12 protein-coding genes are annotated in these 13,831 nt (G+C 71.9%); 9 read left to right on the top strand and 3 right to left on the bottom strand.

Going from position 1 to position 13,831, the window contains the following annotated elements:
• Positions 1-353: 353 nt before the first annotated feature.
• Positions 354-2,102 carry an MFS transporter gene (locus ACZ6K0_RS25875; protein WP_469234435.1) on the top strand — a complete coding sequence of 583 codons (1,749 nt, stop codon included), beginning with the start codon at positions 354-356 and terminating at the stop codon, positions 2,100-2,102.
• A gap of 42 nt (positions 2,103-2,144) precedes the next feature.
• On the opposite strand, the gene ACZ6K0_RS25870 is transcribed toward ACZ6K0_RS25875, so the two are convergent.
• The gene (locus ACZ6K0_RS25870) at positions 2,145-2,579 is read right to left on the bottom strand and encodes a cell division protein SepF (RefSeq protein WP_024761734.1); all 435 of its coding nucleotides are present in this window, start codon (positions 2,577-2,579) and stop codon (positions 2,145-2,147) included.
• A gap of 311 nt (positions 2,580-2,890) precedes the next feature.
• Between ACZ6K0_RS25870 and ACZ6K0_RS25865 the strand changes: the two genes are divergently transcribed.
• Positions 2,891-4,174 carry a DUF5685 family protein gene (locus tag ACZ6K0_RS25865; RefSeq protein WP_469234438.1) on the top strand — a complete coding sequence of 428 codons (1,284 nt, stop codon included), beginning with the start codon at positions 2,891-2,893 and terminating at the stop codon, positions 4,172-4,174.
• A gap of 34 nt (positions 4,175-4,208) precedes the next feature.
• Here ACZ6K0_RS25865 and ACZ6K0_RS25860 read toward each other — a convergent pair whose 3' ends face one another.
• A complete protein-coding gene (locus ACZ6K0_RS25860) occupies positions 4,209-5,186 on the bottom strand; it encodes an ABC transporter substrate-binding protein (protein WP_376407326.1) in 978 nt (325 codons plus the stop codon).
• Positions 5,183-5,662: a GNAT family N-acetyltransferase gene (locus tag ACZ6K0_RS25855; RefSeq protein WP_376407328.1), complete on the bottom strand. Its 480-nt coding sequence runs from the start codon at positions 5,660-5,662 to the stop codon at positions 5,183-5,185. The genes ACZ6K0_RS25860 and ACZ6K0_RS25855 overlap by 4 nt, the downstream gene beginning before the upstream one ends.
• Positions 5,663-6,065: 403 nt before the next feature.
• On the opposite strand from ACZ6K0_RS25855, the gene ACZ6K0_RS25850 reads away from it, so the two are divergent.
• The 7 genes from ACZ6K0_RS25850 (at position 6,066) to ACZ6K0_RS25820 (ending at position 13,679) form a co-directional block, all read left to right on the top strand.
• Entirely contained in the window at positions 6,066-6,914 is an 849-nt protein-coding gene (locus ACZ6K0_RS25850; protein ID WP_469234440.1) for an amino acid ABC transporter permease, read from the top strand.
• On the top strand, positions 6,911-8,896 hold the full coding sequence (locus ACZ6K0_RS25845) for an FAD/NAD(P)-binding protein (RefSeq protein WP_469234442.1): 1,986 nt from the start codon (positions 6,911-6,913) through the stop codon (positions 8,894-8,896). Before ACZ6K0_RS25850 ends, ACZ6K0_RS25845 begins: the two co-directional genes overlap by 4 nt.
• A 51-nt stretch (positions 8,897-8,947) precedes the next feature.
• Positions 8,948-9,865, top strand: coding sequence for an amino acid ABC transporter permease (locus ACZ6K0_RS25840; RefSeq protein WP_376407334.1), 918 nt, complete (start codon positions 8,948-8,950; stop codon positions 9,863-9,865).
• A complete protein-coding gene (locus ACZ6K0_RS25835; RefSeq protein WP_376407336.1) occupies positions 9,862-10,656 on the top strand; it encodes an amino acid ABC transporter ATP-binding protein in 795 nt (264 codons plus the stop codon). Before ACZ6K0_RS25840 ends, ACZ6K0_RS25835 begins: the two co-directional genes overlap by 4 nt.
• A gap of 125 nt (positions 10,657-10,781) precedes the next feature.
• On the top strand, positions 10,782-11,756 hold the full coding sequence (locus ACZ6K0_RS25830) for an ABC transporter substrate-binding protein (RefSeq protein WP_376407338.1): 975 nt from the start codon (positions 10,782-10,784) through the stop codon (positions 11,754-11,756).
• 50 nt (positions 11,757-11,806) lie between these two features.
• The gene (locus ACZ6K0_RS25825) at positions 11,807-12,595 is read left to right on the top strand and encodes a DUF1684 domain-containing protein (RefSeq protein ID WP_376407340.1); all 789 of its coding nucleotides are present in this window, start codon (positions 11,807-11,809) and stop codon (positions 12,593-12,595) included.
• A 229-nt stretch (positions 12,596-12,824) separates the two neighbouring features.
• Entirely contained in the window at positions 12,825-13,679 is an 855-nt protein-coding gene (locus ACZ6K0_RS25820; protein WP_376407342.1) for a S1 family peptidase, read from the top strand.
• Positions 13,680-13,831 lie beyond the last annotated feature (152 nt).

Here is a 13,831-nt window from a genome sequence, read left to right as displayed (position 1 = left end):
TGATGACCATGTGATGTGGAGTAGGTCTCAGCCGCCGGATCATTCCCGACGTCCGTCGGTAAATCCGATGACCTTCTGCCCTATTGCCGGCGTGGCGCTTTCCGGAAGAGTGTTTGAACGCAAGGGAATTGCTTCAAACAGATATACGTACGGAATTCCATGCGACGCGCGGGCCCCGCCGAGTGGCGTACGCCACACGCGGAGGCCCGCCGGGGTGAGAGCTGCACCACGCGCTCGGGGCTTGAACTCGCGTACGCTGACGGCTCACTCGCCCGTCGATGTCGGGCCGCCCCAGGGGCATACGCCCTGGTCGGCGCCTGCCGAGCGCGAGAGCTTCACTGGGAGGTACGTACATGTCGCGGACGATCACGGCCCGAGCACGAGAGCGTGCCGCCGACGGCGGAGCCAACCGCTGGGTCGTCCTGGTCGTCCTCTGCGTCAGCCTTCTCCTGGTCGCCCTCGACGCGACCATCCTCCACGTCGCCGTCCCCTCGCTCACCGAGGACCTGCGCCCCAGCTCCACCGCGCTGCTCTGGATCGTCGACGCCTACCCGCTGATCTGTGCCTCGCTGCTGATCCTCTTCGGCACCCTCGGGGACCGGGTCGGCAGACGGCGGGTCCTCCTCCTCGGCTACGCGCTGTTCGGCGTCGCCTCGGCGATCGCCGCCCTCGCCACCGAGCCGGGGGTCCTCATCGCGGCCCGCGCGCTGCTCGGCGTCGGCGGCGCCATGATCATGCCCGCGACGCTCTCCATCCTCCGGGCGGTCTTCCCCGACCGCCGGGAACGCGCCACCGCCATCGGCATCTGGACCGCGGTCGCCGCGGTCGGCGCCGCCACAGGACCGGTCCTCGGCGGCTTCCTCGTCGAGAACTACTGGTGGGGCTCCGTCTTCCTCATCAACATTCCGCTGATGGCGCTGATACTGCCGCTGGGCCGCCGCCTCCTCCCCGAGTCCCGGGGAGACTCCGACGGCCCCTGGGACGTCCTCGGCGCCCTCATGGCCGCCGCCGGAGTCCTCGGCTGCGTCCTCGGGGTCAAGCGCGCCGGGGCCGGCGAGCCGCTGCTCGCCCTGCCGACCGCGGGACCGCTGCTCGTCGGCGCCGCGCTCCTCGTCCTCTTCGTCCGCCGACAGAAGCGGCGCCCGCACCCGCTGATCGACATGCGGCTCTTCTCCCGGGCGGCCTTCACCACCTCGGTCGGCTGCATCGTCCTCGCCATGCTGGCCCTGGTCGGCCTGGAGCTCATCGCCGTCCAGTACCTCCAGCTCGTCCTCGGACTGAGCCCCCTGGAGACCGGGCTCCGGCTCCTGCCGCTCACCTTCGCCGCCATGGCGGCCGGCGCCACCGGCTCGTACACCCTGCGCAGGATCGGCCCGCGCCGGATGGTCGGCTGGGGCTTCGTGCTCACCGCCGCCGCGGTGCTCCTGCTGACCTTCATGGGGCAGGACGACCGGCCGCTGCTGCTCACGGTGGGCTTCGTGCTGCTCGGCTTCGGCCTGCAGACCACGCTCTTCTCGGCGTACGAGTCGATGCTCAGCGAGGCGCCGCAGCGGAGCGCGGGCGGCGCCGCCGCGATCGGCGAGACCTCGTACCAGCTCGGCGCCGGCATGGGCATCGCACTGCTCGGCAGCGTGATGAACGCCGCGTACGCCCCCGGGCTCGCCTCGGTCCCCGGAGTGCCGGCGGAGGCGAGCAGCGCCGCGTCGAACTCCCTCGGCGAGGCCTACCAGGTCGCCGACCAGCTCGGCGGCGCGGCGGGCACGGCCCTGCACCAGGCGGCCCGGCACGCCTTCGTGGACGGTCTGCACATCACGCTCTGCGTGAGCGCCGTCCTGCTGCTCGCCGGCGCGGTGATGGCCCGGCGACTGCCCCGGGTCATGGAGTGCCCGGCGGAACCGGACGCGTCCTGCGAGCCGGCCGAGTCGTGTACGTCGGTCGAGTCGGCCGAGTCGTGCGAGTCGCTCGCGGGGTGCGAGCCGGTCGGGCGGGGCGAGTCGGTTGTGACGGGTGAGCCCGTCGAGGCGCGAGAGCCGGCCGAGCCGCGGGTGCCCGCGACCCGGGAAGCGATCGAGCCCGCCGGCTCGGGACGTCCGGTGCACTGACCCGATCCCTCGGGTGATGCCCGGTCGGGCCGGCGGACCCGCTCAGCTCTGGTTGAAGAAACCGTCCTGCGGACGCCGACGGGACTCGCCGCCGACGATCTGGGTGTCGGCGGGAGTGAGCAGGAAGACCCGCGTCGCCACGCGCTCGATCGAGCCGCGCAGACCGAAGGCGAGGCCGGCGGCGAAGTCGACCACGCGCTTGGCGTCGTGCGGCTCCATCCCGGTCAGGTTCACGATCACCGGAACACCGTCCCGGAAGAGCTCTCCGATGCCCCGGGCGTCCCGGAAGCCGTCGGGGGAGACGGTGGCGATCCGGCGGCCCTGATCCTGGGCGGTGTCCGTGGCCACCCGGACCCGGGGGTCCGTCACCCAGGCGTCGCCGTTCTCGGCACCGTCGGCGTACTCGTCGTCGTAGTAACGCTCGTCGTTGTCCTCGACGAGTCCCAGCCAGGCACTTGCCTTGCGCACCGATCCCATGGACGCCTCCTTTCAGCGCGGTCACTTGTGGTTCCGCAATCCCTATCGTCGTCCATGATGCGGATCGCGCGCCAAGTGGATACACGGCGCGCAGGGGATTCGTGACGGTACTGGTGCAGAACGTGAGCGTCGATTTCTGGCGATACGTCAGGAAACTTGCGGTATGCGGGGCCTGACGGAGGGGCGCGCAACTTAAAATATGAAAGTCGGGCCAGAAGGGTGACGGTGGGCGCGTACGGGTGAACGACCCGGCTCGCTACGATGCCGCGATGCCGCTCGACGGCACTTCGCACGGCTCACGGGGGCACCTCATGTTCGGAATCGTCAGACCCTGCACGCACCGGCTCACCGACGGACTCAAAGTCGACTGGATGGCCCACCTCTGCGGCCTCTGCCTGGCACTTCGCGCGGACCACGGACAGTTCGCGCGGGTCGTCACCAACTACGACGGGCTCATCGTCTCGGTCCTGACGGAGGCTCAGACCGGCACGATGGCGAGCGGGCGGCGCACCGCCGGGCCCTGCCCGCTGCGCGGGATGCGGACCGCGCCCGTGGCCCAGGGGGAGGGCGCGCGCCTCGCCGCCGCCGTCTCGCTCGTCCTCGCCTCGGCGAAGGTACGGGACCACGTCGCCGACCGGGACGGCCTGTTGGCGCGCAAGCCCGTCGCCGCCGCGGCCCGCCGGGTCGCCCGCTCCTGGGACCGGGCCGGCGCCAGGACCGGCCGCGCCCTCGGCTTCGACACCGCCGTCCTCGTCGACGCCGTCGACCGGCAGACCGGGCTCGAAACCCTCGCCGGCCTCGGAACGCCGCTGCTCGCCGTCACCGAGCCGACCGAGACCGCGACCGCGGCCGCCTTCGCGCACACCGCCGTCCTCGCGGGGCGCCCGGACAACGCCGCGCCGCTCGCCGAGGCGGGCCGGCTCTTCGGCCGCCTCGCCCACCTCCTCGACGCCGTCGAGGACCAGCAGGCCGACGCGGCGGCGGGCGCGTGGAACCCGCTCACCGCGACCGGCACCTCCCGTGAGGAGGCGCGCCGGCTCGCCGACGACGCCCTGCACGGCATCCGCCTCGCCCTGAAGGACGCCGAGTTCGCCGACGGCAAGCTCGTCCACGTCCTCCTCGCCCATGAGCTCCGGACGTCGGTGGACCGGGCCTTCGGTACGACGAGCTGCTCGCACGGGACGCCGGGGGCGGGGTCGGTGCACGGACAGGGCCCGGTGCCGGGGAACCCGTATGCGCCCCAGGGGCCCGGACCCGTCCCCGGCAACCCGTACGCCCCCGGCCCGGGGGGACCCGGCGGGCCTTACAGCCCCGGTCCCGGTGGCCCCGGAGGCCCCGGCGGGCCGTTCCCGCCCGGGCCGCCGAACCGGCGCGGCCTGATAGCAGGGTGCGCCCTCTGGGTCGGTCTGGCCTGCACCTGCCAGATGTGCTGCGGGACCTTCGAGGACCCCTGGAGCCGGCAGCGTCGCGAGGGGCTCTGCCAGCAGTGTGACCCCGGCAGTTGCTGCGACTGCTGTGACTGCTGCAGCAACTGCTCCTCCTGCTGCGAGGGAGACGGCTGCTGCGGGGACTGCAGCTGCGGCTGCGACTGCTGACACCCCGTCTGCCTCCGGCGGGGCGACGGCTCCGCTACTTCGTCGGCGCCGGGATCTCCGGCGGGGTGATCTGCGACTGCTCGATCCCCGACCCCGCCACCCCCCACTTCTTCACGATCCGGTCGTACGTCCCGTCGGCCTTCAGGCCGTTCACCGCCGCCTGGAAGGCCGGTGCGAGCGGGGTGCCCTTCTTGAAGGCGAAGCCGACGTCGAGCCGCCGGTACTCGTTGAGGAACTTCACGTTCTTCTGCTGCGTCACCGCGTACCGCACGCCGTTGATCGTGTTCATCACGACATCGCTGCGGCCCTGCTGGAGCGACATCCAGACCGCGCCCGTCTCGTTGAAGACGTTCACCTCGTACGCCGGCTTCCCGGCCTCCGCGCACCGGCCCTTGTTCTTCTCCAGGGTCTGCTCGAAGGTGGTGCCCGCGCCCGTCGCGACCTTCAGGCCGCACAGCTGCGTGAGGTCGGTGACCGCCTTCAGCGGGCTGTCGGACCGGGTGGCGAAGCCCTGGCCGTCGTTGATGTAGGTGACGAAGTCGATGGTCTTGCGCCGCTCCTCGGTCACCCCGAAGTTCCCGGTGCCGACGTCGTACTTGCCGCTGGTCAGCGCCGGCAGGATCGCCTCGAAGCCGACGGCCTCGCGCTTCAGCTCCAGGCCGAGGGCCTTCGCCACGGCGTCCGCGAAGTCGGCGTCCACCCCGACCACGGTCCTGCCGTCGGGCAGGTAGGCCGAGCTGGGCGGGGTCCCGACCGAGGCGGCGACCGTGAAGCTGCCCCGCTGCCGGACGTCGGCGGGAAGCAGCTTCGCCGCGGCCTCGTTCTTCTTCACCGCCGACACCACGTCCTCGCTGGGGAGCGTGCCCTTCGCGGCGCCCGGTGCTCCCGAGGCCCCGGCCGGCGCCGTCGTGGGTTCGCCTCCGGAGCAGGCGGTGAGGGTGAGTGCGGCGGCGGTGATCAGCGCGAAGCCGAGGGTCGTGCGGGCAGTGCCGGAACTCGTACGCGTGCTCATGGTTTCGGGTTCTCCAGGAGTTTCTCGAACGGCAGGGGGCCGAGCGACTCAAGATCGGCGGACACGTCGAAGAGCGGCCGGTAGCCGGTCGCCAGGTAGAGGCCCCTGGCCTCCGGCTGGCGCGGCCCGGTCGTCAGGTAGATGCGGGTGTAGCCGCGGGCGGCGGCGTCGCGTTCGAGCACGGTGAGGACGCGGCGGGCGAGCCCGCGCCTGCGGTGCGCCGAGTGGGTCCAGATCCGCTTCAGCTCGGCGGTGTGGTCGTCGTAGCGGCGGTACGCGCCTCCGGCCACGGGCCGGCCGTGCTCCATGAGGAGCAGGAAGGCGCCGTGGGGAGGAGCGAACTCGGTGGCCGGATAGAGGCTCAGATCGTGCGCGGAGCCGTACCGGGTCGTGTACTCGTAGGCCAGCTCGTCGAGGAGCGGGCGCGCCAAGGGGTCGGTGGTCGTGGTCCGGTACACGGACAACGCGAAGGGCATGACGGTCCTTCAGGGCGAAGGAGGACAGCGAGGCGGAGCGAGGGGAGGGGAGGGCTCAGGCACTCACGAGGGGCCTGTGTGTGAAGGCGCCGCGGAAAACAGCACGCGGGCGGGGCACAGCAGAGGGTCAGCTCAACAGGAAGAGGACCACACGCGACCGAAGTCGATGTGGGAGCGCGTGACCAGCTGCTGCGGATGCATGGCCCCAGTTGAACAGGCATCCGTTTCCGCGTCAACCATGATGAGACGCACAGCTCACCCTGTGGACACCCTTGACAGCAGGGCATGTTGACCGCATAGCCTCGAAGGGCGGATCGGGCTGAGGGGCCCATGTCCGTGCTCTCCGCGTGTGAAGGCGCACCCCCGTGTTCGATCCGCCCTCTGGCATCCACGGAGCCTTCGCATGTCCGCGACCCTCGTCAAGACTCCCTCCACGGCCCCGCCGGCCGAGCCGCCTCCCCGCGTCGTTCCCGCCCGCCGGGCCGGCCAGTGGGCCGCATCGGCCGCCGTCCTCGTCCTCCTCGCCCTCGGACTGCTCTCGGTCGTCCGCAACAAGGCCTTCCAGTGGGACGTCGTCGCCGAGTACTTCACCTCCGCGTCCGTCCTGCGCGGCCTCGGCCTCACCCTGTGGCTGACCGCCCTCGTCATGGTCCTGGGCTTCGTCCTCGGCACCCTGCTCGCGGTCTTCCGGCTGTCCGCCAACCCGGTTCTGCGCGGGGTCAGTTGGGGGTACGTCTGGTTCTTCCGGTCCACCCCGATCCTGGTCCAGCTGCTCTTCTGGTTCAACATCGGCGCGCTCTACCCGACCGTCCTCGGCATCCACACGGTCAACCTCCTCGGCCCCGTCGCCGTCGCCGTCATCGGCCTCACCCTGCACGAGGCCGCCTACGCCGCCGAGGTCGTGCGCGGCGGCATCCTCTCCGTCGACCGCGGCCAGATCGAGGCCGCCCAGTCCCTCGGCCTCGGCCGGTGGCGCCGGCTCACCCGGATCGTGCTGCCCCAGGCGATGCGCTCGATCGTCCCGCCCGCCGGAAACATGCTGATCGGCACCCTCAAGGGCACCTCGATCGTCTCCGTCATCGCCGTCCAGGACCTGCTCTACTCGACCCAGCTCGTCTACCACCGCACGTACGAGGTCATCCCGATGCTCCTCGTCGCCACCCTCTGGTACGTGGCGGTGACCTCGGTCCTCAGCCTCGGCCAGCACTACGTCGAGCGGTACTACGCCCGCGGCACGGGCGGTGCCCGATGAGCCCCGCCCCCTCGACGCCCTCGACGCACTCGACGCCCTCGATCGTCATCGTCGGCGCGGGGCCGCGCGGCACCGGCTTCCTCGAACGGCTCGCCGCCAACCTGCCCGAGCTGTACGGCGACGGCCGCCTCGACCTCCACCTCGTCGACCCGCACCCGCCGGGCCCCGGCCGGATCTGGCGCACCGAACAGTCCCCGCTGCTCTGGATGAACTCCCAGGCCGAGGACGTCACCATGTTCACCGACGAGACCGTGGAGCTCGACGGGCCCGTCCTGCCGGGACCCACCCTCGCCGACTGGGCCGGCATCGAGGGCCGCGTCTTCCCCACCCGCCCCCAGCAGGGCGCCTACCTGCGCTGGGTGTACGAGCGGGTCCTCGCCGACCTGCCCGCCTCCGTCACCGTCCACGAGCACCGCACCACCGCGCTGCGGCTCGGCGGCCCCCGCGACGGACGCCAGCGGGTCTGGCTGGAGGCCGGCGCCGAGCCGCTCCTCGCCGACCTCGTCGTCCTCACCGTCGGCCACCTCGACGCCGAACCCGACCCGGAGCAGCGGGAGCTCGCCGACTTCGCCGCCCGCCACCGGCTCGTCCACCTCCCGCCCGACTTCACCGCCGACAGCGACCTCTCCGCGCTGCCCGCCGGCGCGCCCGTCCTGGTCCGCGGCTTCGGCCTCGCCTTCGTCGACCTGATGGTGCTCCTCACCGAGGGCCGCGGCGGACGGTACGAGGGCGAGGGCGACGACCTCGTCTACGTACCCTCCGGCCGGGAGCCCGTGCTGCACGTCGGATCGCGGCGGGGCGTCCCGTACCACTCGAAGATCGGATACGTCCTCGACGGCGAACGGCCCCCGCTTCCCCGGTTCTTCGGGGCCGAGCAGACCGAGGCCCTCCTGAAGCGGGACGAGCCGCTCGACTTCCGGCGCGACGTGTGGCCGCTCATCGACAAGGAACTCGGCTGGGCCCACTACCACCGGCTCTTCTCCACCCACCCCGAGCGGACCTCCCTCGACTGGAGCGACTTCGAGGAGGCGTACGCACAGGCGCCGCCGCGCGGGGCGGAGATCGCCGCGCTCGTCGCCGCGGCCGTCCCCGACCCCGCCGACCGGCTCGACCTGGACGCCCTCGACCACCCCCTCGACGGGGTCCGCTTCGTCTCCGCCGAGGCGCTCCAGCACGGCCTGCGCGACTACGTCACCGACGATCTGACCCGCCGCCACGACCCCGCCCACAGCCCCGACGCCGCCGTCTTCGCGGCCCTGCTCTCCGTCTACGCCCAGCTCCTGAGCCTCGGCAGCCGCGTCGACCTGGGCGGCTGGTGGCACGGCTTCTTCAGCTACATCGCCTCCGGCCCGCCGGGGCCCCGGCTGCGCCAGCTGCTCGCGCTCTCCCGCGCCGGCGTGGTCCGGTTCCTCGGGCCGCAGGTCACCGTCGAGACCGACGAGGAGCGCGGGGTCTTCCGCGCCGCGTCCGCCGCCGTGCCGGGGGAGTGGACCGAGGCGCGCGCCCTCGTCGAGGCCCGGCTGCCCGACCCCACCCTGGAGCTCACCGGCAGCCCGCTGCTGCGCGCCCTGTACGAGGACGGGGCCCGGGCCACCGCCAGCGGCCTCCTCGTCGTCGACCCCGCCGACGCCCGGATCCTGGAGCGCGACGGGCGCCCGCACCCGCGCCGCTTCGCGCTCGGCCCGCACACCACCGCCCGGGCGGGCGGGGCCTTCACCCGGCCCCGTACCGGCGGGATCGCCTTCGGACAGAACGACGTCGCCGCACGGGCCGCGCTGACCTTCCTGAGCGACGGGAGCGAGGGGAGCGACCGGGGCGACCGGGGTGCCCTGAGCGACTTGAGCGACCGAGGTGACCAGGGCGCCCAGGGCGACCTGAGCGACCAGGGTGACCTGGGCGATCGCAGTGACCAGGGCGTCCGGAGCGGCCAGGCCGACCGCGCCGACCGGAGCTGTCGCCTTCCGGCCCCGCTGAGCGCCTGATCCGCGCTCCCCCTTCTGCCTCGCCTCCCGACCCGTTTCCGAGGAACCGCCATGGCTCTCACCAGCGATCCGCCCTCCACCGCCCCCCTCACGAACACCCCCGTCACGAAGGACCCGGAAGCCGCCGCCACCCCGCCGGCGCCCGTCGAACTCGTCGTCGTCCCCGTCCGTCACCCCTGGCGCTGGGTGGCCGTCGCCGCCACCGCCGTCCTGCTCGTGCAGTTCGCCCACGGGCTCGTCACCAACCCCGGCTGGGAGTGGGACGTCTTCGCCGCGTTCTTCACCACCGAGACGATCCTCCAGGCCGTCTGGGTCACCCTCCAGCTCACCTTCTACGGCACGGTCCTCGGCTTCGCGATCGGCATCGTGCTGGCCTTCATGCGCCTGTCGGCCAACCCGTTCCTGCGCTCGGTCGCCTTCGGCTACATCTGGGCGTTCCGCTCCATCCCGCTCATCGTCCAGCTGCTCTTCTGGTTCAACCTCGCCTATCTCTACAAGGAGTTGAGCATCGGCATCCCCTTCGGGCCGAGCTTCCTCTCCTTCGACACGATGGGTCTCGTCGGGGAGATGAGCGCCGCCGTCCTCGGCCTCGCCCTCCACCAGGCGGCCTACGCGGCGGAGATCGTCCGGGGCGGCGTAGTCGCCGTGGACGAGGGCCAGTCGGAGGCTGCGGCCTCCCTCGGCATTCCGAAGTTCCGGCAGCTGCGGCGCATCGTGCTGCCGCAGGCGATGCGCTCGATTCTGCCCAACGCCGCGAACGAGATCATCTCGCTCTTCAAGGGCACCTCGATCGTCTCGGTCATGGCGATCGGCGAACTCTTCTACCAGGTGCAGGTCGTCTACGGCCGCAACGGACGGGTCGTCCCGCTCCTGATGGTCGCCACCGCCTGGTACGTCCTGCTCACCACCGCGCTCTCCGTCGTCCAGCACTACGTCGAACGCCACTACGCGAAGGGGAGCGCCCGATGAGCTCCGCCACCACCACCGTCCCCGAGTCCACCACGGCCAAGGTCGAGATCCGCTCCGTCCACAAGAACTTCGGCCCGCTCCACGTCCTGCGCGGCATCGACCTCGACGTCCGGGCGGGGGAGGTCACCGTCGTCCTCGGCCCCTCGGGCTCCGGCAAGTCCACGCTCCTGCGGACCATCAACCACCTGGAGAAGGTCGACAGCGGCACGGTCAGCGTCGACGGCACCCTCGTCGGCTACCGCCGCTCCGGGAACAAGCTCTACGAGCTGCGGGAGCGCGACATCCTCAAGCAGCGCACCCGGATCGGCTTCGTCTTCCAGAACTTCCACCTCTTCCCGCACCTGACCGTCCTGGAGAACATCGTCGAGGCCCCCGTCTCGGCCCTGAAGCGCCCCCGGAAGGAGGCCGAGGCCGCGGCCCGGAAGCTCCTCGACCGCGTCGGACTGGCCGACAAGGCGGAGGCGTACCCCAAGCAGCTCTCCGGCGGCCAGCAGCAGCGCGTCGCCATCGCCCGCGCGCTCGCCCTGGAACCGGGGCTGCTCCTCTTCGACGAGCCGACCTCCGCGCTCGACCCCGAACTGGTCGGCGAGGTCCTCGACGTCATCAAGGACCTGGCCGCCTCCGGCACCACCATGATCGTCGTCACGCACGAGATCGGCTTCGCCCGCGAGGTCGCCGACACCGTGGTCTTCATGGACGAGGGCCGGATCGTCGAACAGGGCCCGCCGGCCGAGGTGCTCGACAGCCCGCGCCACGAGCGCACCCGCGCCTTCCTCTCCAAGGTCCTCTGACCGCGCGTACCCCCCGTTCTCCCATCTCCCCCCGTCCCACATCCCCCCCTGCCCCACATCCCCCCACCGCTCCTCGCTCTTCCCGTACGACCGCTCGTCACCCTTCCCGCACCAGGAGTCCCGTCATGAAGTCCCGCCGCACCGTCCTCGCCGCCCTCGCCTCGCTCACCGCCCTCGGGGTCCTCACCGCCTGCGGCTCGGGGGATGCCGCCACCTCCGAGATCAAGCCCGAGGGGCAGAAGGGGAACGGCATCAACGTGGGCCCGGACCAGAAGCGCATCCACACCGCCAAGGTCGACGCCATCGCCGCGCAGGTGCCCGAGGCCGTCCGCAAGAGAGGCACGCTCGTCATCGGCGTCGCCGCGAACACCAGTCCGCCGCTCTCCTTCCGCGCCACCGACGACAAGACGCTGATCGGCACCGAGCTCGACATCGCGACCCTGGTGGCCGACACCCTCGGACTGGAGCCGAAGTTCGAGGCGGTCTCCTGGGAGAACCTCTTCGTCGGCCTCGACAGTGCCAAGTTCGACGCCGTCTTCTCCAACGTCACCGTGACCGAGGAGCGCAAGGACAAGTACGACTTCGCCACCTACCGCCTCGACGACCTCGCCTTCGAGGCGAAGAAGGGCTCCGGCTGGACGGTGAAGGGCCCCGAGGACGTGGCGGGGAAGAAGATCGCCGTCGGCTCCGGAACCAACCAGGAGAAGATCCTCGTCGACTGGTCCGCGCAGAACGAGAAGGCGGGCCGCAAGGGCGTCGAGATCTCGTACTTCCAGAACAACAGCGACTACTACCTGGCCCTCCAGTCCGGCCGGATCGACGGCTACCTCGGCCCCAACCCCGTCGTCGCGTACCACGTGGCCTCGGCCGGGCAGACCGAGGTCGCCGGGAAGTTCTCCGGCGCGGGCGCCGGGCTCCAGGGGAAGATCGCGGCCACCACGAAGAAGGACAGCGGCCTCGTCGCCGCCTATGCGGCCGCGATCGACCACATCGTCGGGAACGGCACCTACGGCGAGGTGCTCAAGCGGTGGGGTCTGGGCAGCGAGGCCGTGGAGAAGTCGGAGATCAACCCGCCCGGCCTGCCCCGCACCAAGAACTGACCCACGGCGCGCCCCGGGCTTTCGAAGCCCGTATGAAAAGGTGGAACACCATGAGCACGGATCCGCAGCAGGACTGGCAGCACTGGCACGAGCAGCGTGAGGCGGCGGTCGCCTCCTCGTACGGCCCGCTCTCCCTCACGGGCACGCACTGGCTCTCGGATCACCCGGAGGGTCGAATTCCGGCCGTTCCCGGCGAGTGGCGGGAGGACGGTGACGAGGTGGTCCTGACGGCGGACGCCGAGGACGCGATCACCGTCGACGGGAAGCCCTTCACCGGCACCGTACGGCTCACCGCCGACCACGCCCCGATCCACGAGTCCAGGGTCGAGGCGGCGGGCCGGCGGCTGGTGGTCCTGCGGCGGGAAGGGCTCTGGGCCGTACGGGACTTCGACCCCGGCTCGGCGGCGCGCAGCGCCTTCGCGGGCATCGAGGCCACCCCGTACGACGAGCGCTGGGTGGTGTCCGGCGTCTTCCGTCCGTACGAGGAGGCGCGCAGCGTACGGGTCGAGAACGCCGACGGCCGGGAGCGCGGCCTCGGGCTCGCCGGCGAGCTGGCCTTCGACCTGCACGGCGGCGAGCACACCCTCCAGGTGGCCGTCGAGGACGACGGCTCGCTGTGGGCGGTCTTCGCGGACGCCACCAGCGGCCGGGACAGCTACCGCTTCCGCTTCCTGCGGCCCGAGGCCCCGGCGGCGGACGGCTCGGTGACGGTGGACTTCAACCGTGCGCTGCTGCCGCCGTGCGCGTTCGCCGACCACTTCATCTGCCCGTTCCCGCCGCCGGGCAACACGCTCGACACCGCGGTACCGGCGGGGGAGCGGCAGCTGAACGCCTCCTGACGCGTTCCGGCCCACCTGACCTGGGCTCTCCGCAAGGTGTACGGATATCGGGCACCCCCGGCCGCGACGGCCGGGGGTGCCCGTGCGTCCGGCGGTCTTGTGCGCCCGCTCCGCGGGGGTCACTATCGCTCACGGTGCATGTCAGGGACACGTCACCTGACGGCGCCTCACGGGCCCGCCACCCACGGGCCCCTCCGCTTTTCCCAGAAGGAGAACAGTGAGGAGCACAGTGAGGATCACCAGCACCCGACTGCTCGCGATCGCCGCGGGACTCGCCGCAGTGACGGCCCTCGGCCTCCCCGGCGCCCAGGCCGCCCCCGACCCCGGCCCGGCGGGAGCGGCACGGCTCGCCCGCGCCGATGCCGCCGTCGACGCCGCCCAGGTCGGCGGCACCGCCTGGTACGTGGACAGAACGGCCGGCAGAGTCGTCGTCACCGCCGACTCCACCGTCACCGACGCGGGGCTCGCGAAGATCCGCGCGGCGGCCGGCGCCGACGCCGGAGCCCTCCGCGTCCAGCGCACCTCCGGCGTCTTCACCCCCCTGCTCGGCGCCGGCGACGCCATCTACGGCGGCGGCTACCGCTGCTCGCTCGGCTTCAACGTCCGCAGCGGCAGCACGTACTACTTCCTCACCGCCGGCCACTGCGGCAACGTCGCCAACACCTGGTACGCCAACTCGGCGCAGTCCACCCTGATCGGTGCCACCGTGGGCTCCAGCTTCCCCGGCAACGACTACGCGCTCGTCCGCTACGACAACACCTCGCTCAGCCACACCGGCGGCTTCACCGCCGCCGACGCCTACGTCGGCGAGTCGGTCAAGCGCTCCGGCTCCACCACGGGCACCCGCGGCGGCACGGTGACAGGCCTCGACGCCACCGTCCACTACTCCGGTGGCGGCACCGTCCGCGGCATGATCCAGACCAACGTCTGCGCCGAGCCCGGCGACTCCGGGGGCGCGCTCTACGACGGCACCAAGGCGCTCGGGATCACCTCCGGAGGCAGCGGCAACTGCTCCACCGGCGGCACGACCTTCTACCAGCCGGTGCCGGAGGCCCTCGCCAAGTACAAGGTCAGCCTCTACTGATTCTCTCCAACTAGCCTGAAAGCAAGGCCTGTTGAGGGCCGTACGGCCGAAAGGCGCCCTTGCGGCCGGAAGTCGTGCGGCCCGAGACTCCCCCACAGCGCAGGCCTCGGGCCGCGCCTCACGGGCCCGGCACCCCACGGCGGGCCCCCGAT

The organism is Streptomyces sp. NPDC042346 (assembly GCF_055581845.1).
Note: the sequence above shows the minus strand (reverse complement) of the source record. Positions and strands in the feature narration are given on the sequence as shown.

Excerpts from the sequence above, each read along its gene's own strand:
- ACZ6K0_RS25850 (WP_469234440.1), top strand. The coding sequence starts at position 6,066 with ATGTCCGCGACCCTCGTCAAGACTCCCTCCACGGCCCCGCCGGCCGAG.
- ACZ6K0_RS25855 (WP_376407328.1), bottom strand. The coding sequence starts at position 5,662 with ATGCCCTTCGCGTTGTCCGTGTACCGGACCACGACCACCGACCCCTTG.
- ACZ6K0_RS25825 (WP_376407340.1), top strand. The coding sequence starts at position 11,807 with ATGAGCACGGATCCGCAGCAGGACTGGCAGCACTGGCACGAGCAGCGT.
- ACZ6K0_RS25860 (WP_376407326.1), bottom strand. The coding sequence starts at position 5,186 with ATGAGCACGCGTACGAGTTCCGGCACTGCCCGCACGACCCTCGGCTTC.
- ACZ6K0_RS25845 (WP_469234442.1), top strand. The coding sequence starts at position 6,911 with ATGAGCCCCGCCCCCTCGACGCCCTCGACGCACTCGACGCCCTCGATC.
- ACZ6K0_RS25830 (WP_376407338.1), top strand. The coding sequence starts at position 10,782 with ATGAAGTCCCGCCGCACCGTCCTCGCCGCCCTCGCCTCGCTCACCGCC.
- ACZ6K0_RS25870 (WP_024761734.1), bottom strand. The coding sequence starts at position 2,579 with ATGGGATCGGTGCGCAAGGCAAGTGCCTGGCTGGGACTCGTCGAGGAC.
- ACZ6K0_RS25835 (WP_376407336.1), top strand. The coding sequence starts at position 9,862 with ATGAGCTCCGCCACCACCACCGTCCCCGAGTCCACCACGGCCAAGGTC.
- ACZ6K0_RS25840 (WP_376407334.1), top strand. The coding sequence starts at position 8,948 with ATGGCTCTCACCAGCGATCCGCCCTCCACCGCCCCCCTCACGAACACC.
- ACZ6K0_RS25875 (WP_469234435.1), top strand. The coding sequence starts at position 354 with ATGTCGCGGACGATCACGGCCCGAGCACGAGAGCGTGCCGCCGACGGC.
- ACZ6K0_RS25865 (WP_469234438.1), top strand. The coding sequence starts at position 2,891 with ATGTTCGGAATCGTCAGACCCTGCACGCACCGGCTCACCGACGGACTC.